34 protein-coding genes are annotated in these 25,768 nt (G+C 32.9%); 32 read left to right on the top strand and 2 right to left on the bottom strand.

Annotation, left to right across the window (positions count from 1 at the left end):
• Nucleotides 1-6 precede the first annotated feature (6 nt).
• Together MW871_RS06420 and MW871_RS06415 are read right to left on the bottom strand one after the other, a co-directional pair.
• On the bottom strand, nucleotides 7-3,105 hold the full coding sequence (locus MW871_RS06420; RefSeq protein WP_248427982.1) for a SusC/RagA family TonB-linked outer membrane protein: 3,099 nt from the start codon (nucleotides 3,103-3,105) through the stop codon (nucleotides 7-9).
• A 3,209-nt stretch (nucleotides 3,106-6,314) separates the two neighbouring features.
• Nucleotides 6,315-8,018 (bottom strand): BamA/TamA family outer membrane protein, encoded by a 1,704-nt coding sequence (locus tag MW871_RS06415; protein WP_248427981.1) that lies wholly within the window; start codon nucleotides 8,016-8,018, stop codon nucleotides 6,315-6,317.
• 268 nt (nucleotides 8,019-8,286) lie between these two features.
• Between MW871_RS06415 and rpsL the strand changes: the two genes are divergently transcribed.
• The 32 genes from rpsL (at nucleotide 8,287) to rplQ (ending at nucleotide 25,535) form a co-directional block, all read left to right on the top strand.
• On the top strand, nucleotides 8,287-8,670 hold the full coding sequence (gene rpsL / locus MW871_RS06410) for a 30S ribosomal protein S12 (RefSeq protein WP_022828353.1): 384 nt from the start codon (nucleotides 8,287-8,289) through the stop codon (nucleotides 8,668-8,670).
• 70 nt (nucleotides 8,671-8,740) lie between these two features.
• On the top strand, nucleotides 8,741-9,217 hold the full coding sequence (gene rpsG, locus MW871_RS06405; RefSeq protein ID WP_035668130.1) for a 30S ribosomal protein S7: 477 nt from the start codon (nucleotides 8,741-8,743) through the stop codon (nucleotides 9,215-9,217).
• An 11-nt stretch (nucleotides 9,218-9,228) separates the two neighbouring features.
• Nucleotides 9,229-11,385: an elongation factor G gene (gene fusA / locus MW871_RS06400; protein ID WP_188049961.1), complete on the top strand. Its 2,157-nt coding sequence runs from the start codon at nucleotides 9,229-9,231 to the stop codon at nucleotides 11,383-11,385.
• An 11-nt stretch (nucleotides 11,386-11,396) separates the two neighbouring features.
• Nucleotides 11,397-11,702 carry a 30S ribosomal protein S10 gene (rpsJ, locus tag MW871_RS06395; RefSeq protein WP_011963470.1) on the top strand — a complete coding sequence of 102 codons (306 nt, stop codon included), beginning with the start codon at nucleotides 11,397-11,399 and terminating at the stop codon, nucleotides 11,700-11,702.
• Nucleotides 11,703-11,858: 156 nt separating this feature from the next.
• Nucleotides 11,859-12,476, top strand: coding sequence for a 50S ribosomal protein L3 (gene rplC, locus MW871_RS06390; protein ID WP_072945403.1), 618 nt, complete (start codon nucleotides 11,859-11,861; stop codon nucleotides 12,474-12,476).
• On the top strand, nucleotides 12,476-13,105 hold the full coding sequence (rplD, locus tag MW871_RS06385) for a 50S ribosomal protein L4 (RefSeq protein ID WP_035668126.1): 630 nt from the start codon (nucleotides 12,476-12,478) through the stop codon (nucleotides 13,103-13,105). Before rplC ends, rplD begins: the two co-directional genes overlap by 1 nt.
• Before the next feature lie 6 nt (nucleotides 13,106-13,111).
• Nucleotides 13,112-13,402, top strand: a complete 291-nt coding sequence (rplW, locus tag MW871_RS06380; protein WP_248427980.1) for a 50S ribosomal protein L23 — start codon at nucleotides 13,112-13,114, stop codon at nucleotides 13,400-13,402.
• A 6-nt stretch (nucleotides 13,403-13,408) separates the two neighbouring features.
• Nucleotides 13,409-14,233 carry a 50S ribosomal protein L2 gene (rplB, locus tag MW871_RS06375; RefSeq protein WP_035668122.1) on the top strand — a complete coding sequence of 275 codons (825 nt, stop codon included), beginning with the start codon at nucleotides 13,409-13,411 and terminating at the stop codon, nucleotides 14,231-14,233.
• 6 nt (nucleotides 14,234-14,239) lie between these two features.
• On the top strand, nucleotides 14,240-14,518 hold the full coding sequence (gene rpsS / locus MW871_RS06370) for a 30S ribosomal protein S19 (protein WP_007136562.1): 279 nt from the start codon (nucleotides 14,240-14,242) through the stop codon (nucleotides 14,516-14,518).
• Nucleotides 14,519-14,524: 6 nt separating this feature from the next.
• Nucleotides 14,525-14,935, top strand: a complete 411-nt coding sequence (gene rplV / locus MW871_RS06365; protein ID WP_007136561.1) for a 50S ribosomal protein L22 — start codon at nucleotides 14,525-14,527, stop codon at nucleotides 14,933-14,935.
• Between the two features lie 6 nt (nucleotides 14,936-14,941).
• On the top strand, nucleotides 14,942-15,703 hold the full coding sequence (rpsC, locus tag MW871_RS06360) for a 30S ribosomal protein S3 (RefSeq protein WP_039110223.1): 762 nt from the start codon (nucleotides 14,942-14,944) through the stop codon (nucleotides 15,701-15,703).
• A gap of 19 nt (nucleotides 15,704-15,722) precedes the next feature.
• Entirely contained in the window at nucleotides 15,723-16,148 is a 426-nt protein-coding gene (gene rplP / locus MW871_RS06355; RefSeq protein WP_121925766.1) for a 50S ribosomal protein L16, read from the top strand.
• A 13-nt stretch (nucleotides 16,149-16,161) separates the two neighbouring features.
• Nucleotides 16,162-16,353 carry a 50S ribosomal protein L29 gene (rpmC, locus tag MW871_RS06350; protein WP_066081030.1) on the top strand — a complete coding sequence of 64 codons (192 nt, stop codon included), beginning with the start codon at nucleotides 16,162-16,164 and terminating at the stop codon, nucleotides 16,351-16,353.
• Between the two features lie 17 nt (nucleotides 16,354-16,370).
• Entirely contained in the window at nucleotides 16,371-16,631 is a 261-nt protein-coding gene (gene rpsQ, locus MW871_RS06345; RefSeq protein WP_072992295.1) for a 30S ribosomal protein S17, read from the top strand.
• A 2-nt stretch (nucleotides 16,632-16,633) separates the two neighbouring features.
• A complete protein-coding gene (gene rplN / locus MW871_RS06340) occupies nucleotides 16,634-17,002 on the top strand; it encodes a 50S ribosomal protein L14 (protein WP_026717863.1) in 369 nt (122 codons plus the stop codon).
• Between the two features lie 11 nt (nucleotides 17,003-17,013).
• Nucleotides 17,014-17,328 carry a 50S ribosomal protein L24 gene (gene rplX, locus MW871_RS06335; protein WP_188049962.1) on the top strand — a complete coding sequence of 105 codons (315 nt, stop codon included), beginning with the start codon at nucleotides 17,014-17,016 and terminating at the stop codon, nucleotides 17,326-17,328.
• A 2-nt stretch (nucleotides 17,329-17,330) separates the two neighbouring features.
• Entirely contained in the window at nucleotides 17,331-17,882 is a 552-nt protein-coding gene (gene rplE, locus MW871_RS06330; RefSeq protein WP_121925769.1) for a 50S ribosomal protein L5, read from the top strand.
• A gap of 3 nt (nucleotides 17,883-17,885) precedes the next feature.
• On the top strand, nucleotides 17,886-18,155 hold the full coding sequence (gene rpsN / locus MW871_RS06325) for a 30S ribosomal protein S14 (protein WP_188049963.1): 270 nt from the start codon (nucleotides 17,886-17,888) through the stop codon (nucleotides 18,153-18,155).
• A 124-nt stretch (nucleotides 18,156-18,279) separates the two neighbouring features.
• Complete coding sequence (rpsH, locus tag MW871_RS06320; protein WP_121925770.1) at nucleotides 18,280-18,678, top strand: 30S ribosomal protein S8; 399 nt, start codon at nucleotides 18,280-18,282, stop codon at nucleotides 18,676-18,678.
• Between the two features lie 18 nt (nucleotides 18,679-18,696).
• Entirely contained in the window at nucleotides 18,697-19,239 is a 543-nt protein-coding gene (gene rplF / locus MW871_RS06315; protein ID WP_121925771.1) for a 50S ribosomal protein L6, read from the top strand.
• An 11-nt stretch (nucleotides 19,240-19,250) separates the two neighbouring features.
• Entirely contained in the window at nucleotides 19,251-19,601 is a 351-nt protein-coding gene (gene rplR / locus MW871_RS06310; RefSeq protein ID WP_121925772.1) for a 50S ribosomal protein L18, read from the top strand.
• 6 nt (nucleotides 19,602-19,607) lie between these two features.
• Nucleotides 19,608-20,135, top strand: coding sequence for a 30S ribosomal protein S5 (rpsE, locus tag MW871_RS06305; protein ID WP_121925773.1), 528 nt, complete (start codon nucleotides 19,608-19,610; stop codon nucleotides 20,133-20,135).
• Between the two features lie 12 nt (nucleotides 20,136-20,147).
• The gene (gene rpmD / locus MW871_RS06300; RefSeq protein ID WP_166138180.1) at nucleotides 20,148-20,330 is read left to right on the top strand and encodes a 50S ribosomal protein L30; all 183 of its coding nucleotides are present in this window, start codon (nucleotides 20,148-20,150) and stop codon (nucleotides 20,328-20,330) included.
• An 11-nt stretch (nucleotides 20,331-20,341) separates the two neighbouring features.
• Nucleotides 20,342-20,794, top strand: a complete 453-nt coding sequence (gene rplO, locus MW871_RS06295; RefSeq protein ID WP_066081007.1) for a 50S ribosomal protein L15 — start codon at nucleotides 20,342-20,344, stop codon at nucleotides 20,792-20,794.
• Between the two features lie 13 nt (nucleotides 20,795-20,807).
• Nucleotides 20,808-22,154: a preprotein translocase subunit SecY gene (gene secY, locus MW871_RS06290; protein WP_188049964.1), complete on the top strand. Its 1,347-nt coding sequence runs from the start codon at nucleotides 20,808-20,810 to the stop codon at nucleotides 22,152-22,154.
• Nucleotides 22,155-22,158: 4 nt separating this feature from the next.
• Nucleotides 22,159-22,374 carry a translation initiation factor IF-1 gene (gene infA, locus MW871_RS06285; RefSeq protein ID WP_007136545.1) on the top strand — a complete coding sequence of 72 codons (216 nt, stop codon included), beginning with the start codon at nucleotides 22,159-22,161 and terminating at the stop codon, nucleotides 22,372-22,374.
• 12 nt (nucleotides 22,375-22,386) lie between these two features.
• The gene (gene ykgO / locus MW871_RS06280; protein WP_008992256.1) at nucleotides 22,387-22,503 is read left to right on the top strand and encodes a type B 50S ribosomal protein L36; all 117 of its coding nucleotides are present in this window, start codon (nucleotides 22,387-22,389) and stop codon (nucleotides 22,501-22,503) included.
• Between the two features lie 2 nt (nucleotides 22,504-22,505).
• Nucleotides 22,506-22,880 carry a 30S ribosomal protein S13 gene (rpsM, locus tag MW871_RS06275; protein WP_161644169.1) on the top strand — a complete coding sequence of 125 codons (375 nt, stop codon included), beginning with the start codon at nucleotides 22,506-22,508 and terminating at the stop codon, nucleotides 22,878-22,880.
• Between the two features lie 8 nt (nucleotides 22,881-22,888).
• Nucleotides 22,889-23,272, top strand: coding sequence for a 30S ribosomal protein S11 (gene rpsK / locus MW871_RS06270; RefSeq protein WP_024981527.1), 384 nt, complete (start codon nucleotides 22,889-22,891; stop codon nucleotides 23,270-23,272).
• Between the two features lie 91 nt (nucleotides 23,273-23,363).
• Nucleotides 23,364-23,969, top strand: a complete 606-nt coding sequence (gene rpsD / locus MW871_RS06265; protein WP_188049965.1) for a 30S ribosomal protein S4 — start codon at nucleotides 23,364-23,366, stop codon at nucleotides 23,967-23,969.
• 21 nt (nucleotides 23,970-23,990) lie between these two features.
• Nucleotides 23,991-24,983, top strand: coding sequence for a DNA-directed RNA polymerase subunit alpha (locus tag MW871_RS06260; protein WP_035668087.1), 993 nt, complete (start codon nucleotides 23,991-23,993; stop codon nucleotides 24,981-24,983).
• A gap of 63 nt (nucleotides 24,984-25,046) precedes the next feature.
• Complete coding sequence (rplQ, locus tag MW871_RS06255) at nucleotides 25,047-25,535, top strand: 50S ribosomal protein L17 (RefSeq protein WP_188049966.1); 489 nt, start codon at nucleotides 25,047-25,049, stop codon at nucleotides 25,533-25,535.
• Nucleotides 25,536-25,768 lie beyond the last annotated feature (233 nt).

Below are 25,768 nucleotides of genomic sequence, written 5' to 3'. Positions count from 1 at the left end.
TTTTAATTAAAAAGTTAAGTTGATGCTTCCACCAAAAGTTCTTGTATTTGGATATTGTCCTGTTCCTGAGTATCCAATTCCATTTCCATTATTTGCAGTACTGTCTGAAGCTTCTGGGTCTGTATAACCTTTATTAGCGTCTGCTAAAACTGTAAAAGGATTTCTAGCATTTATACCGAATCTAAGTGCAGTTAATCCCATTCTTTCAATAATAGAAGTCGGCATAGAATAGCTTAAAGATAATTCTCTTACTTTAAATGCAGTTGCATCAATAACATTATGCTCACCTGTTCTACTTGCTGTAGCATAATAATCAATAATTCCATTTGGATCATAACCTGCTGCTGTGTAAACAGAATTATTTGGAACATATACACCTGAACCTGGAGCCGTCTGAATAACAGAATTTGGTAAAATGAATCCTACTTCTCTGTCGAAATCAGCAGATTCTACTAATCTTCCCGGCCATGTTAAATCATATTTTGTTCCAGATATAATTTGATGTCCTGTTCTATAATCCATAACAGCTGTTAATGTGATTCCTTTAAATTCGATAGAGTTTGTTAAACCCAAAATGTAATCGGGAGTTGCTTTTCCTAAAATTGAATTAGAAGAAGATCTTGTAGGAAGACCAAATTGGTTTACTATAATACCTCCATTTGCATCTCTAACAAATGTTGACCCTTTGATTAATGGAAATTCTTGACCAACTTGTGCAAAAACTCCAGTTCCTGTATTTGCATCAGATAAAAGATTGATTTCATTTGCTCCTGCAGCTAATGAATTAATTACTGATTTATTAGTAGAGTAGCTTGCTCTTAATTTCCAAGAGAAATTTTCTGTTTTAATTGGTATTAATCCTAAATCTATTTCTAAACCTTTTGTAGTCATGTCTCCAATGTTAGACTGAGAAGTTGCAAGACCTGAAGCTGATGATGCTGTAGCAGAAGTGATTAAATCTTTAGTTTCAGAAATATAAGCAGAACCATCAATTGTTATTCTGTTATTAAATAATCCGATATTTAAGTTTAACTCTTTTGTTGTTACAAATTCAGGTTTTATATTTTTATCTGTAGGTCTTTGATTAACAATATATGATCCTAATTGACCATAAGGAAATCCTGTTGGGAAAACCCCTATTTCAGATATTGCATAAGGTTGAATAGAAGATGAATTTCCTACTTTTACAATATTAGCTGAAAGTTTTAAATAATTAAGAGTTTCACTTTTTAATCCTTCAAATGCTAAAGTAGGAACAAATGATATACCCGCACTTGGATAGAAAAAATTATTATTTTCTTTAGATAATACAGACGTCCAATCGTTACGGCCTGTAAGATTTAAAAATAAATAATCTCTATATGCTAAATCTACGTTTGCTAATACAGATGCACGATTTGATTTTTGTGATCTATTGTCTAGAGATGATGGACTTGATGGACTCAAAACATTGTTAATATGATACCATCCTGGGATGTCAAGATTTTGACCGCCTTGAGAAGTTATTCTATAATTACGATCCTGCATATTACTACCAACGTTTGCTTTTAAGCTTAAATCTTCTGTAAGATTGTAATTAAAATTAACTAATAAATCTCCATAATAAGTTCTTAAATAAGATTGATTAGAGAAAAACTCAGAAGTTTGATTTCTATTGGCGCCAGCACCGGCTAAAGCTGGAGTTTCTCTGTATTGATTAATGTGAGATTGTGCATCTCTAGCAGTGAACTGTAAGTTTCCAGTATAGGTAATACTGATATTTTTATTTAAATCATATTTTAATGCTGCAATTGTATTAATAAATGATCTTCTAGAGTCGCTCCTGTTATTGTCTATTGTCCAAAATGGATTTTTGAAATAAATAGTATAGTTACCTTCATTCCCTGAATTTTTAAATAAATTTAAATCTATGTTTCCAGGAGTTTGAATTAAGTCATTAAGCAAAGTTGAAGAAGTTTCGCTACTTTTTTGATGAGAATAGTTTACGCTTCCATCAATGCTTAATCTATTAATTTTTTTACCTGCTTTAAATAAAAAGCTATTTCTTTCTAGTTTGTCTCCGTTAACAACGAAATCTGTTTTTACCTTATTTGCAGAAATTAATGCGTAAGAATCTGTTGAACCTGCATTTATTGAAAAACCATTTTGCGAAGTTATACCTGTCTGGTAAAAATCTTTAATATTGTTTTTTATGGCTGAATATGGTCTTTCGAATCTATTACCATCTGCTTGAGGTAATCCTGTTGGTCTTAATACACCATCATAAGGCAATCCCCATGATCCATTTTCCTGTGGATCTTGAACTCCATCCCAACCTTGTCCATATTTTTGTTGTGTTTTTGGCAAGTAAGCTACTGTTTCAAAATCAACTGCTGAATTTACATTTACTGTAATTCTTCCTTTTTCTTTTCCTTTGACAGTAGTAACTAAAATTACACCGTTAACACCTTGTTCTCCATAAAGTGCAGCACCCTGCATACCTTTTATTACGTTAACGCTTTCAATTAACTCAGGAGGTAATTGTTGTAAAGCTGCAGATGTAGATATAGCATTGTCAATAACAATTAACGCTTCGTTATTTCCTGTAATTGATCTAGAACCTCTCAAAACTATTCTAGTTGTACCGTTTACTCCGCTACTAGATTTGTTTATTTGAAGACCAGAAACTTTACCAACTAAAGACTGTACAACGTTTGGATTTGCTGCTTGTGTAAGCTCTTTGCTAGATACAATTTGTGTGGCAGATGTTAGTGCGTTTTTACTTCTTTTAATACCTAACACACCAACTACTACAACACCTTCTAATTGTACTGAATCATCTTTTAGCTTAGCATTAACTATTGATGATGTTGCAGGTAATTCCTGCGTTTTCATGCCAATATATGTAAATATTAACATTTGGTTTGGAGATACTTTGATGGAATATGTTCCGTCAAAATCAGTTTGTGTCCCATTTTTAGTTCCTTTTACTAATACACTTGCGCCTGGTAATGGCATTCCTGCATTATCGGAAACTGTTCCTGAAACAACTCTTTCTTGGCCAAAAGTAATTTGTGCCGCTAGTACTAATAATAGTACTAAGAATCCATTGAACTTAAGTTTCATTTTTTAAAATTTTGAATTAGTTTAACAAACATCTTAATAATTTGTTAACTTTCCTATAACATTTCATTTTTTCTGTAATTAAATTATGTTAAATATTTTTATTGTAAGAATATTTTGAACAAATCGTAATAAAAAGAGTGTAAATTACATTTATTGTTGGTTTTTTATATTTAGAGGAAGGTAACATGTTATCTGTAATTTTTACAAGTAAATATAAATGATTCTGAAATTGGTTAAAAACCTTAATTTTAGAGTCTTGAATTTTAAAAATACCTAATATCTATTTCATGTTTTAATAAAATTTGATTTAGAATTTTATATGTTATTAGTTCATTGAACTTTGATTCTACTGCCATTTTAATGTAGGAAGGAGATTTTAAATAACTGCTATTGAATTAGCAATTAATCCTAGTGGCTTAATATATGTCAATTGATGGTGTGGTTAAGTTTTTAAAAAAAAGTAGAAAATATGTTTATAGTAAATTTAATCGATCGTTGTCATTATAATGAAATCCGAATTAAACTATTTCAATTAATAAAAATAATATAACTTTTTTATGGCTGATTTTCAGATTTTTATAATTGTTTTATTAGTCATTTAAAGATTTAAAAAAAATAAGGTAAAATAATATTAAAATGTCTAGAAATAATTTTGAAATTGCTCCATAAAACGTTTTAAGTTTTACACGATGTGTGATTATATGGGTACAATTTAAAATGGATTTGTTCAGGTTTAAAAGTATTCTATTCTATCAAAATCGTAAAAGGTAATTTTCGCATTGTTCAAACACTTAAAGATTTGAAATTCCAAATCTTTGATAGTTTATTGCTTGTGGATAGAGGTTATCTTCTATTAAGAAATTAATTAGATTTATTATGAAAGCTAATATAGTTTTGGAAATTTTAATGAGAATAAATGAAAAAGACCTTGAACAGTAACCTTATATTTTAGAAAATCACGAAAAATACTTGAAAAATGTTTTCTCTTTTATTTGAACTTTACAGAATTATAAATATTTACTTTAAGGTTTTTGATGTATTTAAAGTTACAATTTCATTAAAAACAACTACTCTAAATATGATCTGTTAATATGAATAAATTTATATTAACAGATCATTGAATAATATCAAAATTCTAATTAATTATACTCAACAATTAGATTAATGTTAAATTTAATTAATACCAAAACCAAATCAAAATTTCCTGATGTGGTTTAATATTAAATTAATAATTATGTTAGAATTTATCCCAAAATAATCTTTTGATAAATTGTCACCGCCATTTACAATTGATAAAGACGTGTAATTTTCTAAATTTAATGACTGTTCAACTACTGGATAAATATATCTCACATCAACAGTTAAGAATAAATTATTACTAGATTTTGCAGAGGTATTTAATTTGGAAAATCCAATCTTTAATATAAATTTCATGCTTAAATTCTCTATTTTACATATCAAACTAAGCTTGTGTTCCTATTTTTTCTTGCTTTATAGTATTAGGGTTTGTATAAATTAGTTTTGACAATAATAAGTGTGTTGTAGCATCTGTTCCCAAACCTCAATAATTATAAGACGCTGTTATTCATGCGTCATAATAGATATTGTAACAGTTAAACTACCAGATATTATGTCTCTTTCTTCACCTTCACCCAAAAGAACTGTAGTTCAGTAAAATATAATTATGTAATAATATAAACTGTACTATGGAGGATATTTGCTATTTACGAGCTACCTTTAAATCATTGTTTTTTTTGCTTGTTTGATTAAGAGGTTAAAAGTTTTAGCTACAGCTTGTGTAATTGTTTAAGATGTTCTGTCTTATAGGAAAATAATGTATGTAAATCTTTTTTTTTTCTTTCTACCATCATAGCTATGGCGATTTTGTGTCCAAGACCTACAATTTGGTCAGCTTCTCAATGAATTAGTTGTTTTCTGTCCTCTATGTTTGGCCTCATTTCAATATTAACACCATCTTTAATTCTCGATCTTTTAAAACCAGATCTCTTTTTGTTTCTTTTTTAGAATAGCTGTAGGGTGTTGTTTTAATTAACTTCCGTCCTAATCTTGATAGTCTATGCTTTTAAATATGTTTATAAATTGCTTCATAATAAATAGATATTACAGGACCATTTGGATGTAAATCTTTGATGCTTTTATCAATTTGTTCTGGTTAGTGATTTTTGAGCAATCCTCTCCATACAAATACGTTCAACCTAAAATAGGTGTCTATTTTTATCGAGTTTTCTTTTTTTTAAATACTCATATTTAGTAAAAAAAATCTGAAAAGTGTACTTGAGATACATCAGAGGGTTTATGAATCCATTTTTTGACTTCTCTGTATATTGAACTTCTATTTCTATCTAATTGCCTGGATATGCATTAAATTGATCTCATTTGAGAGAGTAAAGTCTCTATAATAGTACGCACGGTAAAGATTAATCTATCTCGCTTCTTTTCCAGATACTACAAATTTAAAAAATAAAACTGTTGCATTAAGTTGTTGAATTTATGATTACTATAATCATAATTTTAACACATTTCTTGGCTTTGAGAAACTTTGGTTGAATTAATTATTCCTCATAGGTATAAGGTTAATTACAATTAACATTTGATTATCACTTATAAGATTCTAACTCATCTTGATGCTACATTTGTAGGCAGATTAAGATTTTTTTCCTAACGCTCACACCAGCTGCTTATCCTGAAAAATCATTTAGAAAAATAGGTCCAAATATTCTAGTGGATATATTAAATCCTTTTAATTTTTAATTTGTACATCCAAGTGCTTTTTTGTCTTTTTTAATCCCCATTTTTATAATAACAATTCCTTATAATTCAACTCAGTCGTGTTTCAGTTTAACTTTAATGATACAAGTGAGTGAATTTAATTTTAACTTTTATTGTCAATAGAACTAAATATCAATATTTTACTTTCCGTTGCTTTAATAAAATATTTTTTATCAAAATCACTTTCATTTCCAGATTTAATTCGTCTTACTAATAGACTTACAACTAGAAAGTGCATCTCTGCATTATTCGAAAAAATACTTCAAAGAATTCCTGAAACAATTCTGACCTAAGCAAAGATTTGTTATGCAATCAGCAATAAGAATTCTACTAAAAATCAATTGAAATTTAATTTCTAAATATTTTTTGGTTAGTTTAATGAAATTTTAAACGCTTCTAATTTTTTTAGTTACTTATTACTAAAATTTAACATTATAACTAATGTGTAAAATTGTGTTGTAAGTTTCGAATTTATTCTTGGTATTGTTGCCGTTTGCAACTGCTATTTTAAACAATCCATTTTTTGTGTTTATACCAATTCCTGCTCCTAAACCTATTAAATTTTCGGTGTAAATTGAATTTGAAAATTCTAATTTATTCTTTAAAATACTGTAGTCTAGTATGCTATGAATATAAAGGTTAGGTGTTATTAAATAACGATATTCAGTTGTTATTGTAGAATAATAGTAGGCATTGAGACTATTCTCGGGAAAACCTCTTATGCTGTTTAATCCACCAAAACGAAATAATTCATTTGCGAGATAGCGTTTACTTTGCATATAATAATTTTGTGTTTTTAATTCTATGGCGCTTTTATTGTTTAATAGTATGTTATGTTTAATGTTTAAATTAATGATAAATTGTTGATTGGTAGTATTATTTGTCAAATTTTTGATTTCTCTTGATCCTAATGCAAGAGATGTCCCTATCTGGGTTTTTATTGGGAAAGCGGTATTGGGATTGTTGAATTTAGTAAACTCAAAGCTTGAAGTGATGAATGAGTTGTTGAAATCGCTTATTAAATTTGATTCCAAATTTTGAATGTTACTCGATTCAGTTGTGTGATAACCTATGTATATTCTCGAGCCGTAATTTATAAAATAGCTTAAGTCGATTGCTATATTTGTGTTTTGAAATGTCGAATCTTGTCTAAAAATATTTAGTTGCGTTTTTATGCCTACTGGACTTTTGAAAAGATAGGGAATTTCAAGGCTTCCTTTAAATGACTTTTGGTTATTTCCGTCGCTTTTCCAATAGACAGAAAGTTCTTCTCCTGAGCCTAAAATATTATCTAATTTTAAATCTAGATAGCCATTTAAAGTAATCTTTTTATTTTCATTATTAGAAAAACCTAGAAATCCATCAAAATTATTCGATTTTCTTTTTTCTAAATACACATAGATAGTAGTGCTGTCTTGGGTGAATAGGATTTCTGGATATTTTACTTGATTTACAAAACTGAATTTATTAAAATCATCATTAATTTTTTCAACTGTCTTTTGATTGAAAATTGTATTTTGGTATTTCTTATTTATTTGTTTTAAATGTCCTTTTGGGAATTTAGTCGTTTCTTCTTCAGCATATCGTATTGTGATAGTGTTTAAATTTCTTTTTTGCGCTGTTTCTAATTTTAAATCTGCATATAAAGTATTTTGGTTCCTTTCTATATTGATCAATTTTAATTTTGCTAATGCGTATCCTATTTTTTCAAGTTTTTGTGAAGTTTCTTTTAAAAAAAAATCTATTTCATTGTAGGGTAATTGTATTTTGTTGTTTTTAATGCTTGATGAAATAATGGAGGCGAGTAAACTGTCTGTGTCAAGATTAATAGTTAAAAATTTTATTTTTTCACCCAAGATAAATTCCGATATATAAATAGAGTCGTTTATTAGTTTTGCATCATCTGTGATATTGTCGATGTATCCTAATTTTGTTAGTTTAAGTGAGAAAGCCTTTATTTCGTCAGTTAATGATTTTATGTTTTTATGCTTGGTATTATAGATTAAAGAGTCGATTGTTTTATTTTCTAAATTATTTTTTCCTTTAATTTTTAAATAAAAATTCTGCGCAGAAGTGTTCCAGCAAATAGTGAAAAAGAAAATAAAAAATAAAAATGATTTCAAAATGATTAGTTTTTTTTAATAAATGTAATGCAAATATCTATTGTTTCTAATGTAAATCAAACTTCAAAATGATTCTTTAGGAATTGAGACTGTACTAGTAATTTTAAAACTTAATTATTAAAGGTGTTTCTTTATATTATTCAGGGACAAATTATTAGTTGAATAAAAATTTAATGAATTAGCGTTTGTGGAGTAAAAAATATTTTCTACATTTGCAACCCCGTAAAAAGCGGGAATTTAATATAATAAGAAATTTTTAGTATTAATTATGCCAACAATTCAACAATTAGTAAGAACAGGAAGAACTCAGATGACTAAGAAGAGTAAATCGGTTGCTTTAGATTCTTGTCCTCAAAGAAGAGGGGTTTGTACGCGTGTTTACACTACAACACCAAAAAAACCAAACTCTGCAATGCGTAAAGTAGCGCGTGTACGTTTGACAAATGGTAATGAAGTAAATGCCTACATCCCTGGTGAAGGACACAATCTACAAGAGCACTCGATAGTATTAGTTAGGGGTGGAAGGGTAAAAGATTTACCAGGAGTTAGATATCATATCGTTCGTGGTGCACTTGATACGTCAGGAGTAGCAGGAAGAACGCAAAGAAGATCTAAGTACGGAGCAAAACGCCCAAAAGAAGCAAAAAAGTAATTTAAAGTTTGCATTATATAGGCACGATTAATCGTGACTTATAGGTGTGTAATTTTATTAAAAAAAAGACATGAGAAAAAGAGCGGCAAAGAAGAGACCACTTTTACCAGATCCAAGGTTTAATGACCAACTGGTAACACGTTTTGTGAACAACTTAATGTGGGATGGAAAAAAATCGACAGCGTTTAAAGTATTTTATGATGCTATTGACATCATTGAGTCTAAAAAACAAGATGCAGAAAAACCATCATTAGAAATATGGAAAGATGCTTTAACTAACGTTATGCCTCACGTAGAAGTACGTAGTCGTAGAGTAGGTGGAGCTACATTTCAAATTCCAATGCAAATTCGTCCAGATAGAAAAATTTCTATGGCGATGAAATGGTTGATTCTATATTCAAGAAGAAGAAACGAAAAGTCAATGGCTCAAAGGTTAGCTTCAGAATGTTTAGCTGCGGCTAAAGAAGAAGGTGCTGCTGTTAAGAAAAGAATGGATACTCACAAAATGGCAGAAGCTAATAAAGCTTTCTCTCACTTTAGATTTTAATTCATAGAGAAATGGCTAGAGACTTAAGATATACAAGAAATATTGGAATCGCTGCTCACATTGATGCTGGTAAAACAACAACAACAGAGCGTATTCTTTTTTATACAGGGAAGAACCATAAAATTGGTGAAACTCACGAAGGTTCTGCAACAATGGACTGGATGGCGCAAGAGCAAGAAAGAGGTATTACAATTACTTCTGCTGCTACAACTTGTGAGTGGAATTTTCCAACTCAACAAGGTAAAGTTTTGCCTGAGTCGTTACCTTACCACTTTAATATTATTGATACTCCAGGACACGTTGATTTTACTGTAGAGGTGAATCGTTCATTACGTGTGTTAGATGGTTTAGTTTTCTTGTTTAGTGCAGTTGATGGTGTTGAGCCTCAATCTGAAACGAACTGGAGATTAGCAGATCAATATAGAGTTCCGCGTATGGGATTCGTAAACAAAATGGACCGTCAAGGTTCTAACTTCTTGGGAGTATGCCAACAAGTTAGAGACATGTTGAAATCTAATGCTGTTGCGATCACTTTGCCAATTGGTGAAGAGAATGATTTCAAAGGAGTAGTTGACTTAGTGAAAAATCAAGCCATGATTTGGCATGATGAAAATCACGGTGCTACTTATGATATTGTGCCTATCCCTGAGGATATGCTTGCAGAAGTGAAAGAATATAGATCTATTTTGATTGAAGCAGTTGCTGATTACGATGAGAATCTTTTAGATAAGTACATGGAAGATGAAACTTCTATTACTGAAGAGGAGATAAACAACGCATTAAGAGCGGCTACTATTGACATGGCGATTATACCTATGTTATGTGGATCATCATTCAAAAACAAAGGAGTTCAGTTTTTATTAGATGCAGTTTGTAAATACTTACCATCTCCAATGGAGAAAGAAGGTATTTGGGGAATCCATCCTGATGATGCTGAATTGTTAGAAGAAGACCAAGTTAAAATCTTACGTAAGCCATCTGTAGCTGAGCCATTCGCGGCTTTAGCTTTTAAAATTGCTACTGACCCATTCGTAGGTCGTTTAGCTTTTTTCCGTGCTTACTCAGGACGTTTAGATGCAGGTTCATATATCTTGAACACTCGTTCAGGAAACAAAGAAAGAATTTCTCGTATCTATCAAATGCACGCTAACAAGCAAAATCCAATCGATTTTATCGAAGCTGGAGATATTGGGGCAGCAGTTGGATTTAAAGATATCAAGACTGGAGATACAATGTGTGATGAAAAACACCCAATTATTCTTGAGTCAATGAAGTTTCCAGCTCCGGTAATCGGGGTTGCAATTGAGCCTAAAACTAAAGTTGATGTTGATAAAATGGGTATGGCTTTAGCTAAATTAGCTGAAGAAGATCCTACGTTTACAGTTAGAACTGATGAAGCTTCAGGTCAAACTATTATATCAGGTATGGGTGAGCTTCACTTAGATGTACTTATCGATCGTATGAGACGTGAGTTTAAAGTTGAAGTGAATCAAGGTGAGCCTCAAGTTGAATATAAAGAAGCTTTTACAAGATCTGCAACGCACAGAGAAACGTACAAGAAACAATCTGGAGGTCGTGGTAAATTCGGTGATATCGTATTTACATTAGAGCCTGCTGATGAAGTAGACGGTAAAGCTCCAGTTGGATTACAGTTCGTAAATGCTGTAAAAGGTGGTAACGTTCCTAAAGAATATATCCCATCTGTTGAAAAAGGTTTTAGAGAAGCTATGAAAACTGGTCCATTAGCTGGATACCAAGTAGATAGTTTGAAAGTAACTTTGACAGACGGATCTTTTCACCCTGTGGATTCAGATGCACTATCTTTTGAGTTAGCTGCTAGAATGGGTTACAGAGAAGTAGCTAAAGCTGCTGGAGCTGTTATTCTTGAGCCAATCATGAAGATGGAAGTTATTACGCCAGAAGAAAACATGGGTGATATCGTAGGTGATATCAACCGTCGTAGAGGTCAGGTAAATGACATGGGTGATAGAGCTGGTGCTAAAACTATTAAAGCGGATGTTCCGTTATCAGAAATGTTTGGTTATGTTACAACATTAAGAACACTTTCTTCTGGTAGAGCAACTTCTACAATGGAATTTTCACACTACGCTGAAACACCTGCTAATATTTCGGAAGCAGTAATCAAAAAAGCAAAAGGAAACGCTTAATCTTTAAGAAAATGAGTCAAAAAATCAGAATAAAATTAAAATCTTACGATCACATGTTGGTAGACAAGTCTGCTGAGAAGATTGTAAAAACTGTTAAGAGTACAGGTGCAGTAGTTACAGGACCAATTCCTTTGCCAACTCACAAAAAACTTTTCACTGTATTGCGTTCTCCACACGTTAACAAAAAAGCGAGAGAGCAATTTGAAGTAATGTCATACAAGAGATTAATTGACATTTATTCATCTTCATCTAAAACTATTGATGCGTTAATGAAACTTGAATTGCCAAGTGGAGTTGAAGTTGAAATCAAAGTTTAAGTAGTTTAAGAGTAAAAAAGAACGCTGCTTTTAATTGAAAAATATTTTTTTTGGTTTGTGTGTAAATAAGTTATACTTTTGCACCACTAAAAAAAAATAGGATTCGGTTAAAAGCTGCGTTCTATGTTTATATTTAATAATTAATAATTAATAATTATGTCTGGGTTAATTGGTAGAAAAATCGGCATGACTAGCATTTTCGACGAGAACGGGAAAAACATTCCTTGTACAGTAATCGAAGCTGGACCATGCGTTGTTACCCAAGTCAGAACCAAAGGTGTTGACGGGTACGAAGCGTTGCAACTAGGTTTCGATGACAAAAACGAGAAACATTCCACAAAAGCGGCTTTAGGTCACTTTAAAAAAGCGGGAACTGTAGCTAAGAAAAAAGTCGTTGAATTCCAAGATTTTGCAACTGAACAAAAATTAGGAGATCTTATAGATGTTTCTATTTTTGCTGAAGGAGAATTTGTAGATGTACAAGGTGTTTCTAAAGGTAAAGGTTTTCAAGGGGTTGTTAAACGTCACGGTTTTGGTGGTGTTGGACAAGCAACTCACGGTCAACACAACCGTTTAAGAGCGCCAGGTTCTGTAGGAGCTTCTTCTTATCCATCTAGAGTATTCAAAGGAATGCGTATGGCTGGACGTATGGGAGGAGACAATGTAAAAGTTCAAAACCTTAGAGTTTTAAAAGTAGTTGCTGAAAAGAACCTACTTGTTATAAAAGGATGTGTTCCTGGTCATAACAACTCTTATGTAATCATTCAGAAGTAATGGAAGCAAAAGTATTAGATTTCAACGGAAAAGATACTGGAAGAAAAGTGCAACTTTCTGATTCAGTATTTGGTATAGAACCAAACAATCACGCAGTATACCTTGATGTAAAGCAATATCTTGCTAATCAAAGACAAGGAACGCACAAAGCTAAAGAAAGAGCTGAAGTAGCGGGAAGTACTCGTAAGATAAAAAAACAAAAAGGAACTGGTACTGCTCGTGCGGGTAGTGCAAAGAATCCATTGTTTAAAGGTGGTGGAACAGTTTTCGGACCAAGACCAAGAAGTTATTCATTCAAATTGAATAAAAGCTTGAAACGTTTGGCTAGAAAATCAGCTTTCTCAATCAAAGCAAAAGAATCGAATATTATCGTTCTTGAAGACTTTAATTTTGAAACACCAAACACTAAAAATTTCATCAACGTTTTGAAAGCTTTAGAGTTAGAAAATAAAAAATCTCTATTTGTATTGGGTGATACCAATAAAAATGTATATTTGTCCTCACGCAATTTAAAAGGCTCTAGCGTTGTAAGTAGCTTAGAATTAAGCACTTATGCTATTCTAAATGCTAATAATTTAGTTCTTTTAGAGAGTTCTTTAGAGATAATTGAAGAAAATTTAAGTAAATAATAGGATATGAGCATCATAATTAAGCCTATAGTAACGGAAAAAGTAACCAAAGAAAGTGAAGTTTTAAACCGCTTCGGATTCGTTGTTGACAAAAAAGCCAATAAAGTACAAATTAAGAAAGCTATTGAAGCTGCTTATGGAGTAAAGATTTTGAGCGTTAACACGATGAACGTAAGACCGGATAGAACTACAAAATACACTAAAAGTGGTTTAATCAGTGGAAAGACAAATGCAATCAAAAAAGCAATTGTACAAGTACAAGAAGGAGAAACAATTGATTTTTACAACAATATCTAAGATAAAATGTCAGTAAGAAAATTAAAACCTATTACCCCAGGTCAGCGATTTAGAGTTGTGAATGGTTATGACGCCATTACAACTGATAAGCCGGAACGCTCTTTGATAGCGCCGATAAAAAACTCTGGAGGTAGAAATAGTCAAGGAAAGATGACCATGCGTTATACGGGTGGTGGTCACAAGCAGAGATATCGTATTATTGATTTCAAACGTACAAAAGAAGGAATTCCAGCTACAGTGAAATCAATCGAATATGATCCAAATCGTACTGCTTTTATCGCATTATTAGCTTATGCTGATGGTGAGAAAACTTATGTTATTGCTCAAAACGGATTGAAAGTTGGTCAGAAATTAGTTTCTGGTCCAGAATCTCAACCTGAAATTGGTAATACATTACCTTTAAGTAGAGTTCCACTAGGAACTGTAATTTCTTGTATCGAATTGAGACCAGGACAAGGAGCTGTAATCGCTCGTTCTGCTGGAACATTTGCTCAATTAATGGCAAGAGATGGAAAATATGCTACAATCAAAATGCCTTCTGGTGAAACAAGATTAATCTTGTTGACTTGTTCGGCTACAATTGGAGCGGTTTCAAATTCAGACCACCAATTAGTTGTATCTGGTAAAGCAGGTAGAACAAGATGGTTAGGTAGAAGACCTAGAACAAGACCTGTTGCAATGAACCCTGTCGATCACCCAATGGGTGGTGGTGAAGGACGTTCTTCTGGTGGACATCCACGTTCAAGAAATGGAATACCAGCTAAAGGTTATAGAACTCGTTCTAAGAAAAACCCGAGTAACAAGTATATCGTAGAACGTAGAAAGAAATAATAAGATATGGCACGTTCATTAAAAAAAGGACCTTTCGTTCATTATAAGTTAGACAAGAAAGTTCAAGAAAACATCGCTGGTGGAAATAAAGGAGTAGTTAAGACTTGGTCTCGCGCTTCTATGATTACTCCAGACTTTGTTGGACAAACTATCGCAGTTCATAACGGTCGTCAATTTGTACCAGTTTACGTAACAGAAAACATGGTAGGTCACAAATTAGGAGAATTTTCACCAACTAGATCTTTTAGAGGTCATGCTGGAGCAAAAAATAAAGGTAAAAAATAAGAAGCAATGGGAGTTCGTAAAAGAGAAACAGCAGATGCGAGAAAAGAGGCTAATAAGTCTATAGCTTTCGCAAAATTGAATAACTGCCCTACTTCACCTAGAAAAATGCGCTTAGTAGCGGACTTGGTAAGAGGTCAGAAGGTAGAGAGAGCATTGAACATCTTAAGATTTAGTTCTAAAGAAGCTTCAAGAAAATTAGAAAAATTGGTTTTATCTGTTATTGCCAACTGGCAAGCAAAAAACCCAGACGCTAATATGGAAGAAGCTGGTTTATTTGTTAAAACGATTACAGTAGATGGTGGAATGATGTTGAAAAGACTTCGTCCAGCTCCACAAGGTCGTGCTCACAGAATTAGAAAACGTTCTAATCACGTAACAATCGTGCTTGGATCTATTAATAACACACAAGCAATTTAATACAAGATGGGACAAAAGACAAATCCAATTGGAAATAGACTTGGTATCATCAGAGGATGGGACTCAAACTGGTATGGTGGAAATGATTATGGTGATAAACTTGCCGAAGATCACAAAATCAGAAAGTATATCCATGCTCGTTTATCAAAAGCTAGTGTATCAAAAGTAATCATCGAGAGAACTTTGAAACTTGTAACCGTTACTATCACTACTGCTAGACCTGGTATTATTATCGGAAAAGGTGGACAAGAGGTAGACAAGTTGAAAGAAGAGCTTAAGAAAATTACTGACAAAGAGGTTCAAATCAACATCTTTGAAATAAAAAGACCTGAACTTGACGCGTATCTAGTTGCTACAAGCATCTGTCGTCAAATCGAAAGCCGTATTTCTTACAGACGTGCAATCAAAATGGCTATTGCTGCTTCTATGCGTATGAACGCTGAAGGTATCAAAGTTTTGATTTCTGGTCGTTTGAATGGTGCAGAGATGGCACGTTCAGAAGGTTTCAAAGAAGGAAGAATTCCTCTATCAACTTTCAGAGCCGATATTGATTATGCATTAGCTGAAGCGCATACTACTTATGGTAGAATGGGGATCAAAGTGTGGATCATGAAAGGTGAAGTTTATGGAAAGAGAGATCTTTCTCCGCTTGCTGGAATGGACAAAAAACAATCTGGTACTGGTGGAGGTAAAGGTGGAGATTCTCCAAGAGGAGACAGAAAACCTTTTAACAAAGGTGGAAAACCAGATGCTCGTAAACGAAAGTAAATTTTTAAATTAAAGAAAAATGTTACAGCCTAAAAGAACAAAATACCGTAAGGTACAAAAGGGTAAAATGAAAGGGAACTCTCATAGAGGGTATGAGCTTTCAAATGGAATGTTTGGTATTAAATCTGTACATGAAGATGGAATGTTCTTAACCTCACGTCAAATCGAAGCTGCGCGTATTGCTGCAACTCGTTTTATGAAAAGAGAAGGACAATTATGGATCAAAGTATTTCCAGACAAACCAATTACTAAGAAGCCTCTTGAGGTACGTATGGGTAAAGGTAAAGGAGCCGTTGAATATTGGGCTGCTGTTGTTAAACCCGGAAGAATTATGTTTGAAGTTGGAGGAGTTCCTTTATCAGTTGCAAAAGAGGCGTTGCGTCTTGCAGCTCAAAAGCTTCCAGTAAAAACAAAATTCGTTGTTGCTAGAGATTTCGAAGCATAATCTATATTATATTATGAAACAATCAGAAATAAAAGATCTTTCTGCAGCAGAGTTGCAAGAAAAGCTTAGCCAGACTAAGAAAACATATGCTGATCTAAAAATGGCTCATGCTATTTCACCAATTGAGAACCCACTTCAAATTAGAAGTGTAAGAAGAGTGGTTGCTAGATTAGCTACAGAACTTACTAAAAGAGAGTTACAATAACTGTAGTCTGCTGAAAGATGGAAGAAAAAAGAAATTTAAGAAAAGAGAGAATTGGTGTTGTTACTTCAGACAAAATGGATAAGTCTATTGTTGTTGCAGAAGTACGTAAAGTAAAACACCCATTATACGGTAAGTTCGTGTTGAAAACTAAAAAGTATCACGCACACGACGAAATGAACGACTGTAACATTGGAGATACGGTAAGGATTAGCGAAACGCGTCCTTTAAGTAAAACTAAATGTTGGAGGTTAGTTGAAATCTTAGAAAGAGCTAAATAATTATGGTACAACAAGAGTCAAGATTAAAAGTAGCAGATAACACTGGAGCTAAAGAAGTTTTAACTATCCGTGTTTTAGGAGGTACCAAAAGAAGGTATGCCTCTGTTGGTGACAAAATTGTAGTTTCTATCAAAGATACAGCACCTAACGGAAGCGTTAAAAAAGGAGCTGTTTCAACTGCAGTTGTTGTACGTACCAAAAAAGAAGTGAGAAGAGCTGATGGTTCTTATATCCGTTTCGATGACAATGCATGTGTTCTTTTGAATGCTGCAGGTGAAATGAGAGGAACTCGTGTTTTTGGTCCAGTAGCAAGAGAACTTCGTGAAAAACAATTCATGAAAATTGTATCATTAGCACCAGAAGTGCTTTAATTCGTTTTAAGATGATAAAGCTAAAAATAAAATCAGGTGACATCGTAAGAGTAATTGCTGGAGACCATAAAGGTGCTGAAGGTAAAGTATTACGTGTGTACAAAGAGAAAAACAAAGCGATTGTAGAAGGTGTAAATATGGTTTCTAAACACACGAAACCAAGTGCAAAAAGCCCTCAAGGTGGTATTGTAAAGAAAGAAGCTTCTATACAAATATCTAACATCTCTTTAATTGATCCTAAAACTAAGGAAACAACTAGAGTTGGTATTAGAGTAGAAGGAGATAAGAAAGTAAGATTTTCAAAAAAATCTAATCAAGTACTATAGTAATGGCGTATATACCTAGACTAAAAGAAGAATATAAGAGCAGAGTAATCGCTGCTCTTAAAGAGGAATTCGGATACGTAAACGTAATGCAAGTTCCTAAATTGGAAAAAATCGTTTTAAGTAAAGGAGTTGGTGCAGCTGTATCTGATAAAAAACTAATTGACTATGCAGTTGATGAGTTAACAAAGATCACTGGACAGAAAGCAGTATCTACTATCTCTAAGAAAGACGTTGCGTCTTTTAAATTGAGAAAAGGGATGCCGATTGGAGCAAAAGTTACTTTGCGTGGAGAAAGAATGTATGAGTTTTTAGATAGACTTGTAACTTCAGCTTTGCCACGTGTTAGAGATTTTAGTGGTATCAAAGCTACTGGATTCGATGGAAGAGGTAATTACAATCTTGGTGTTTTAGAGCAAATCATTTTCCCAGAAATTGATATTGACAAAGTAAACAAAATATCAGGAATGGATATTACTTTTGTAACGTCTGCAAAAACGGATAAAGAAGCAAAGTCTCTATTAACAGAATTAGGATTACCTTTTAAAAAGAATTAAGACATGGCTAAAGAATCAATGAAAGCCCGCGAGGTTAAGAGAGAAAAAACAGTAGCTAAGTTTGCTGAGAAAAGAAAAGCTTTGTTAGAAGCTGGAGATTTCGTAGGTTTGCAAAAGTTACCGAAAAATGCTTCACCAGTTCGTTTGCACAATCGTTGTAAATTAACAGGTAGACCAAGAGGATATATGCGTCAATTCGGTCTTTCACGTGTTACATTTCGTGAAATGGCAAATAACGGATTGATTCCAGGTGTTAAAAAAGCATCTTGGTAATACGTAATTTTATTACGTTCTGATACAGACGCAACCTAGTTACGTCTGTATCATTCATATTTATAAACTGGTTTCAGGTTCGATGAATAGTTCATCGAAAACCAAAACCGCAAATTGATACATAATGTATACAGATCCTATTGCTGATTATTTGACAAGAGTTCGTAACGCTGTGGCTGCAAACCACAAAGTTGTAGAAATTCCTGCATCTAATCTAAAAAAAGAAATAACTAAGATCTTATTTGATCAAGGTTATATCTTGAGTTACAAATTTGAGGACAACGCTGTTCAGGGTTCAATCAAAATCGCTTTAAAGTATGATAAAGATACTAAAGAGCCGGTAATTAAAGATATCCAAAGAATTAGTAAACCAGGTTTACGTAAATATTCAAGTTCTTCATCTATTCCTAGAATCCTTAACGGATTAGGTATTGCTATCGTGTCAACTTCTAAAGGGTTAATGACTGGAAAGAAAGCAAAACAATTGAACGTAGGTGGTGAAGTTATTTGTTACGTATACTAATTTAAAGACTATATAAAGATGTCAAGAATAGGTAAAAGTCCGGTAACTATACCAGCTGGTGTAACTGTTGAAGTTGCAAATGGTATTATTACAGTAAAAGGAAAAAATGGTCAACTAACTCAGGAGTTTTCGGACGTTACTGTTACAGTTGAAGGCGATCAAGTTCAAGTAGAAAGATCGTCTGATCACAAAGACCAAAGAGCAAAACATGGTTTGTACAGATCTTTAATCAATAATATGATTATCGGTGTTACAGAAGGTTTTACAAAGTCATTAGAATTGGTAGGAGTTGGTTATAGAGCTTCAAATCAAGGACAAAAATTAGATTTAGCACTTGGATTCTCTCACAATATAGTTTTAGAAATTGCTCCTGAAGTTACTTTAGAAACAATATCTGAAAAAGGTAAGAACCCTATAGTTAAATTAACATCATTTGACAAACAACTTTTAGGGCAAGTAGCTGCGAAAATCAGAGGTTTCCGTAAGCCAGAGCCGTATAAAGGAAAAGGTGTTAAATTTGTAGGTGAAGTATTAAGAAGAAAAGCAGGTAAATCAGCTTAAAAAATAAGATTATGTCATTAACAAAACCTGAAAGAAGACAAAGAATTAGATTCAGAATTAGAAAAACGATTAGTGGTACTGCTACAAATCCAAGACTATCTGTATTTAGAAGTAACAAAGAAATTTACGCTCAACTTATTGATGACGTAAACGGTGTTACTTTATTAGCAGCTTCTTCAAGAGAAAAAGAAATAGGTAACGGTACGAATATCGAAGTGGCTACAGCAGTTGGAAAACTAGTTGCTGAAAAAGCTTTAAAAGCCGGAATTGAGGTAGTAACTTTCGATAGAGGAGGTTATTTATATCACGGTCGTATTAAATCATTAGCGGAAGGCGCAAGAGCGGCTGGACTTAAATTCTAATATAGTATGTCTAATAGTAAATACAAGAATGTAGAGTTAGTAAAACCAAGTGGTCTTGAATTAAAAGATCGTTTGGTAAGTGTAAATCGTGTTACTAAGGTTACAAAAGGTGGTAGAGCTTTCGGTTTTTCTGCTATTGTAGTTGTAGGTGATGAAAATGGAGTGGTTGGACATGGTTTAGGGAAATCTAAAGACGTTTCTGAAGCAATTGCGAAAGCAGTAGAAGATGCTAAGAAAAATCTAGTTAAGATTCCTTTGAATGGTCTTTCAGTTCCTCACGAACAAAAAGGTAAATTTGGTGGTGCACGTGTTTTCTTAATTCCTGCCTCTCATGGTACAGGAGTTATTGCTGGTGGAGCTGTTCGTTCAGTTCTTGAATCAGTAGGGATTCATGATGTATTATCTAAATCACAAGGATCTTCAAATCCTCACAACGTAGTAAAAGCAACTTTTGATGCTTTATTACAAATGAGAAGTGCTTATGCTGTTGCAAAACAAAGAGGTGTTTCTTTAGAAAAAGTTTTTAAAGGTTAATTCAAGGAAATTATGGCTAAATTATTAGTAAAACAAGTTAGAAGCAAAATCAACTGTCCTCTTTCTCAAAAGAGAGGATTAGAAGCTTTAGGTCTACGTAAAATGGGACAAGTTGTAGAGCATGATTCAAACCCTACAATCCTTGGGATGATAAATAAAGTTAAACACTTAGTTTCTGTTGAAGAAACTAAATAACAAATACTGTTATGAATTTAAGTAACTTACAACCTGCTGAAGGTTCTACACACAATCAGAATAAAAGATTAGGTAGAGGAGAAGGTTCTGGAAAAGGTGGTACTTCTGCAAGAGGACACAAAGGAGCAAAATCTCGTTCTGGTTATTCTAAAAAGATTGGTTTTGAGGGAGGGCAAATGCCACTTCAAAGACGTGTGCCTAAGTTTGGTTTTACAAACATCAATCGTAAAGATTACGAAGGTGTAAATCTTGATACACTTCAACTTTTAGTTGATAATGGTGTTATTAAAGATACTGTTGATATGACAGTTTATGTTGCTAATCGTTTAGCTACTAAAAATGAAATCGTAAAGATTTTAGGTAGAGGTGAATTGACAGCAAAATTAAAAGTAACCGCTCACAAATTTACTGCTACTGCAAAAGCTGCTATTGAAGCTGCTGGTGGAGAAGCTGTAACAATGTAATTTTTCTATTAATATGAAGAAATTTATTGAATCAATAAGTAATGTTTGGAAAATTGAAGAACTTAAAAATAGAATCTTAATTACATTAGGATTACTTTTAGTTTATCGTTTTGGGGCGCAAGTTACCCTACCAGGCATTGATGCTACACAGTTAGGTAATTTAGCTGGGCAAACCAAAGAGGGAATTGGTTCAATTCTTGACATGTTTACTGGAGGTGCATTTTCTCAAGCGTCAGTTTTTGCTTTAGGAATTATGCCTTATATTTCTGCTTCAATTGTAGTTCAGTTAATGGGAATTGCTATTCCTTATTTACAAAAATTGCAAAGTGATGGAGAAAGCGGTAGAAAAAAGATTAATCAAATTACTCGTTGGTTGACAATTGGAATAACTTTAGTTCAAGGTCCAACTTACATCTATAATTTATATAGAACATTACCTAGTAATGCATTTTTATTGGGGTTCAATTCATTTGAATTCTTATTTTCTTCAGTAGTTATTTTAGTTACAGGTACAATTTTCGCCATGTGGTTAGGAGAGAAAATTACTGATAAGGGAATTGGAAATGGTATATCATTGTTGATTATGGTTGGTATTTTAGCTAGGCTGCCACAAGCATTTATTCAGGAATTTACAACTAGGGTTACCAACAATAATGGTGGTCCAATGTTATTAGTTATTGAAATCATTGTTTGGTTACTAGTTATTATCTGTTGTGTACTCTTAGTTATGGCAGTTAGAAAAATACCTGTTCAGTATGCACGTCGTACAACTTCAGGTGATTTCGAGCAAGATATGCTTAATGGAAATAGACAATGGATTCCTTTGAAGCTTAATGCTTCTGGAGTTATGCCAATAATATTTGCACAAGCGATTATGTTTATACCAGCTGCTTTAGCCGGTTTGTCAAAATCAGATGCATCACAATCTGTCGTTGGTGCTTTTAGTAATATGTTTGGTTTTTGGTATAATTTTGTATTTGCAACTTTAATTATTGTCTTTACATTCTTTTACACGGCCATTACTGTTCCTACGAACAAAATGTCAGATGACTTGAAAAGAAGTGGTGGATTTATTCCAGGGATTCGTCCAGGAGTTGAAACCTCAGATTATCTTGACAAAGTGATGTCTTTAATAACTTTTCCAGGATCTTTATTTCTAGCTCTAATTGCTGTGTTCCCAGCAATAATTGTAAGTGTTATGGATGTTCAACAATCTTGGGCAATGTTTTTTGGAGGTACTTCATTAATAATTATGGTTGGAGTTGCCATAGATACAATGCAGCAAATCAATTCATATTTGTTGAACAAACATTATGATGGTTTAATGAAAAGTGGAAAAAATAGAAAAGCAGTAGCTTAACTTTATGGCAAAACAATCAGCAATAGAACAAGACGGGTCAATCATCGAAGCATTATCAAATGCGATGTTCCGTGTAGAGTTAGAGAATGGACATATTGTAATCGCCCATATTTCTGGAAAAATGCGTATGCATTATATCAAATTATTACCTGGTGATAAAGTGAAGCTAGAAATGAGCCCTTATGACTTGTCAAAAGCAAGAATTACTTATAGATATTAAAGGATATTCAAAATGAAAGTTAGAGCTTCAGTAAAAAAGAGAAGTCCCGAGTGCAAAATTGTGCGAAGAAAAGGGAGATTGTACGTAATAAACAAAAAGAATCCTAGATTTAAACAAAGACAAGGATAATTATGGCAAGAATAGCAGGGGTAGATATCCCAAAAAATAAGAGAGGTGTTATAGCACTTACCTATATCTTTGGATTAGGAAAAAGTAGAGCTATTGAGATTTTAGAAAAAGCTCAAGTTAGCCAAGATAAAAAAGTTCAAGATTGGAATGATGATGAGATCGGAGCAATTCGTGAAGCAGTATCAACTTTCAAAATTGAAGGAGAATTGCGTTCTGAGGTTTCTTTAAACATCAAACGTTTAATGGATATTGGATGTTATAGAGGTATCCGTCATAGAACTGGTCTTCCTTTAAGAGGACAAAGAACTAAAAACAACTCTAGAACAAGAAAAGGTAAAAGAAAAACTGTTGCTAACAAGAAAAAAGCAACTAAATAATAAGTAATATGGCTAAAGCAACTGCAAAAAAACGTAAAGTTATCGTTGAATCAACGGGAGAAGCTCATATTTCTGCTACTTTTAACAATATCATCATTTCTTTGACTAACAAAAAAGGTGAAGTTATTTCTTGGTCTTCGGCTGGTAAAATGGGCTTTAGAGGTTCTAAAAAGAATACTCCATATGCAGCTCAAATGGCAGCAGAAGATTGTAGTAAAGTAGCTCTTGAAGCTGGACTTAAAAAAGTTAAAGTTTATGTAAAAGGACCAGGAAACGGACGTGAGTCTGCTATTCGTTCTTTGCATAACGGTGGAATTGAAGTGACTGAGATTATCGATGTTACTCCAATGCCTCACAACGGATGTCGTCCTCCAAAAAGACGTAGAGTTTAATAATATATTTAAGTATAACTAGGTAGAATATACGATTATCGAAGGATATGACCTGAATTCATAATCTCTACCTTAATTTAATTTTTTAGAAATGGCAAGATATACTGGTCCAAAAACTAGAATTGCTCGTAAATTTGGCGAAGCAATCTTCGGAGATGATAAATCTTTCGAAAAAAGAAATTACCCACCTGGACAACACGGGATGGCTAAAAAAAGAGGAAAAAAATCTGAATATGCAATCCAGTTAATGGAAAAGCAAAAAGCTAAATATTCTTATGGAATTTTAGAAAAACAATTCAGAGGTTTATTCAAAAAAGCATCAGCTACTAAAGGTGTTACTGGTGAGGTTCTTTTACAATTATGTGAAGCAAGATTAGACAACGTTGTTTTTAGAATGGGTATCGCTCCTTCTAGAAGAGGCGCTAGACAATTAGTTTCTCACAGACATATCACTGTTAACGGTGATGTTGTAAATATCGCTTCTTACCACCTTAAACCTGGTGACAAAGTTGCAGTTCGTGAAAAATCTAAATCTTTAGAGGCTATCGAACGTTCTTTATCTAATTCAAGTCATGTTTATGAATGGATTACTTGGAATAATGACGTTAAAGAAGGTACTTTTGTTTCTGTACCTGCAAGACTTCAAATCCCAGAAAACATTAAAGAACAATTAATCGTAGAGTTGTACAACAAATAATAATTGACTTAGTCGAAATTTATGGCAATATTTAATTTTCAGAAGCCCGATAAAGTTATCATGATCGATTCAACCGATTTTGAAGGTAAATTTGAATTTAGACCTTTAGAACCTGGTTACGGATTGACCGTTGGTAATGCACTTAGAAGAGTTTTGCTTTCAGCATTAGAAGGTTATGCAATTACATCTGTTCGCATTGAAGGTGTAGATCATGAGTTTTCTACTATTTCAGGAGTTGTTGAAGACGTTACCGAAATTATTCTTAATCTTAAACAAGTACGTTTTAAACGCCAGATTGAAGATATAGATAATGAATCAGTTACTATTTCTGTTTCAGGTAAAGATCAATTGACAGCTGGTGATTTTCAAAAATTTATTTCAGGTTTCCAAGTTTTGAATCCAGAACTAGTTATCTGTAATTTAGATAGTAAAATCAAACTTAATTTCGACTTAACAATCGAAAAAGGTAGAGGATATGTTCCTGCTGAGGAGAATAAAAAACAGAATGCTGCTATTGGAACTATTTTTACAGACTCAATTTTTACTCCAGTAAAAAATGTAAAATACGCTATTGAAAACTTCCGTGTTGAGCAAAAAACAGATTATGAAAAATTAGTTTTTGAAATTAAAACTGATGGTTCAATCAATCCTAAAGATGCTTTAACTGAGGCTGCTAAAGTTCTAATTCACCATTTCATGTTGTTTTCTGACGAAAGAATTACACTTGAGGCTGACGAAATTGCACAAACAGAATCGTATGATGAAGAATCATTACATATGAGACAATTGCTTAAAACTAAGCTTGTAGATATGGATCTTTCTGTAAGAGCATTAAATTGCTTGAAAGCGGCTGAAGTTGATACACTTGGTGATTTAGTATCGTTCAATAAAAATGACCTAATGAAATTCCGTAATTTTGGTAAAAAATCTTTAACTGAGCTAGATGAACTTGTAGCCATTAAAAATTTAAACTTCGGTATGGATTTAGCGAAATACAAATTAGATAAAGAATAAATTACTTCATATTTTGATCTCCAAAACGGATAGCATCAAGATGAAAGTATAAAAAAACACGTCATGAGACACGGAAAAAAATTCAATCACTTAAGCAGACAGACAGCACATAGAAAATCTATGTTAGCTAATATGGCTTGTTCTCTTATCGAGCACAAACGTATTAACACTACTGTTGCTAAAGCAAAAGCGCTTAAACAATTTGTTGAGCCTTTAATAACAAAATCTAAATCTGATACGACTCACAATCGTCGTATAGTTTTTGCTTACTTACGTAGTAAATATGCGGTAACTGACTTGTTCAGAGACGTAGCTGCTAAAGTTGGTGACCGTCCAGGTGGATACACTCGTATCATTAAAGTTGGAAATCGTCTAGGAGATAATGCTGATATGGCAATGATCGAATTAGTAGATTTTAACGAACTTTACAATGGTGGTAAAAAAGAAGTTAAGAAAGCAAAAAGCCGTCGTGGTGCTAAAACTAAGAAGGCAGATGAAGCTACTGAAGCTCCAGCTGCTGAAACAGAAACTACTACTGACGCTGCTGAATAATTATGAAGATAATCATTCAATAAAAATTAAGGATAAGCTATTTATAGTTTATCCTTTTTTTTTGATTTTTTTTTAGCAGAAGTTTCAATTTCAGAAGATAATTTTTCCTGCTCTTTGCTGTATCTTCTCGCCCAAACACTGGGCAATAAGGATGCCGCTCCCATCAGGGCTAGGTTTGAAATTGTGCCATTCTAACAACTTTTATAAAGAAAGTTTAAAATTATATATTTTTT

The organism is Flavobacterium pygoscelis (assembly GCF_023162025.1).
Lineage (GTDB): Bacteria > Bacteroidota > Bacteroidia > Flavobacteriales > Flavobacteriaceae > Flavobacterium > Flavobacterium pygoscelis.
This window is presented reverse-complemented; position numbering and strand designations above follow the sequence as displayed.

Coding starts and splice junctions, on each gene's coding strand:
- MW871_RS06420 (WP_248427982.1), bottom strand. CDS start 3,105: ATGAAACTTAAGTTCAATGGATTCTTAGTACTATTATTAGTACTAGCG.
- rpsL (WP_022828353.1), top strand. CDS start 8,287: ATGCCAACAATTCAACAATTAGTAAGAACAGGAAGAACTCAGATGACT.
- rpsG (WP_035668130.1), top strand. CDS start 8,741: ATGAGAAAAAGAGCGGCAAAGAAGAGACCACTTTTACCAGATCCAAGG.
- fusA (WP_188049961.1), top strand. CDS start 9,229: ATGGCTAGAGACTTAAGATATACAAGAAATATTGGAATCGCTGCTCAC.
- rpsJ (WP_011963470.1), top strand. CDS start 11,397: ATGAGTCAAAAAATCAGAATAAAATTAAAATCTTACGATCACATGTTG.
- rplC (WP_072945403.1), top strand. CDS start 11,859: ATGTCTGGGTTAATTGGTAGAAAAATCGGCATGACTAGCATTTTCGAC.
- rplD (WP_035668126.1), top strand. CDS start 12,476: ATGGAAGCAAAAGTATTAGATTTCAACGGAAAAGATACTGGAAGAAAA.
- rplW (WP_248427980.1), top strand. CDS start 13,112: ATGAGCATCATAATTAAGCCTATAGTAACGGAAAAAGTAACCAAAGAA.
- rplB (WP_035668122.1), top strand. CDS start 13,409: ATGTCAGTAAGAAAATTAAAACCTATTACCCCAGGTCAGCGATTTAGA.
- rpsS (WP_007136562.1), top strand. CDS start 14,240: ATGGCACGTTCATTAAAAAAAGGACCTTTCGTTCATTATAAGTTAGAC.
- rplV (WP_007136561.1), top strand. CDS start 14,525: ATGGGAGTTCGTAAAAGAGAAACAGCAGATGCGAGAAAAGAGGCTAAT.
- rpsC (WP_039110223.1), top strand. CDS start 14,942: ATGGGACAAAAGACAAATCCAATTGGAAATAGACTTGGTATCATCAGA.
- rplP (WP_121925766.1), top strand. CDS start 15,723: ATGTTACAGCCTAAAAGAACAAAATACCGTAAGGTACAAAAGGGTAAA.
- rpmC (WP_066081030.1), top strand. CDS start 16,162: ATGAAACAATCAGAAATAAAAGATCTTTCTGCAGCAGAGTTGCAAGAA.
- rpsQ (WP_072992295.1), top strand. CDS start 16,371: ATGGAAGAAAAAAGAAATTTAAGAAAAGAGAGAATTGGTGTTGTTACT.
- rplN (WP_026717863.1), top strand. CDS start 16,634: ATGGTACAACAAGAGTCAAGATTAAAAGTAGCAGATAACACTGGAGCT.
- rplX (WP_188049962.1), top strand. CDS start 17,014: ATGATAAAGCTAAAAATAAAATCAGGTGACATCGTAAGAGTAATTGCT.
- rplE (WP_121925769.1), top strand. CDS start 17,331: ATGGCGTATATACCTAGACTAAAAGAAGAATATAAGAGCAGAGTAATC.
- rpsN (WP_188049963.1), top strand. CDS start 17,886: ATGGCTAAAGAATCAATGAAAGCCCGCGAGGTTAAGAGAGAAAAAACA.
- rpsH (WP_121925770.1), top strand. CDS start 18,280: ATGTATACAGATCCTATTGCTGATTATTTGACAAGAGTTCGTAACGCT.
- rplF (WP_121925771.1), top strand. CDS start 18,697: ATGTCAAGAATAGGTAAAAGTCCGGTAACTATACCAGCTGGTGTAACT.
- rplR (WP_121925772.1), top strand. CDS start 19,251: ATGTCATTAACAAAACCTGAAAGAAGACAAAGAATTAGATTCAGAATT.
- rpsE (WP_121925773.1), top strand. CDS start 19,608: ATGTCTAATAGTAAATACAAGAATGTAGAGTTAGTAAAACCAAGTGGT.
- rpmD (WP_166138180.1), top strand. CDS start 20,148: ATGGCTAAATTATTAGTAAAACAAGTTAGAAGCAAAATCAACTGTCCT.
- rplO (WP_066081007.1), top strand. CDS start 20,342: ATGAATTTAAGTAACTTACAACCTGCTGAAGGTTCTACACACAATCAG.
- secY (WP_188049964.1), top strand. CDS start 20,808: ATGAAGAAATTTATTGAATCAATAAGTAATGTTTGGAAAATTGAAGAA.
- infA (WP_007136545.1), top strand. CDS start 22,159: ATGGCAAAACAATCAGCAATAGAACAAGACGGGTCAATCATCGAAGCA.
- ykgO (WP_008992256.1), top strand. CDS start 22,387: ATGAAAGTTAGAGCTTCAGTAAAAAAGAGAAGTCCCGAGTGCAAAATT.
- rpsM (WP_161644169.1), top strand. CDS start 22,506: ATGGCAAGAATAGCAGGGGTAGATATCCCAAAAAATAAGAGAGGTGTT.
- rpsK (WP_024981527.1), top strand. CDS start 22,889: ATGGCTAAAGCAACTGCAAAAAAACGTAAAGTTATCGTTGAATCAACG.
- rpsD (WP_188049965.1), top strand. CDS start 23,364: ATGGCAAGATATACTGGTCCAAAAACTAGAATTGCTCGTAAATTTGGC.
- MW871_RS06260 (WP_035668087.1), top strand. CDS start 23,991: ATGGCAATATTTAATTTTCAGAAGCCCGATAAAGTTATCATGATCGAT.
- rplQ (WP_188049966.1), top strand. CDS start 25,047: ATGAGACACGGAAAAAAATTCAATCACTTAAGCAGACAGACAGCACAT.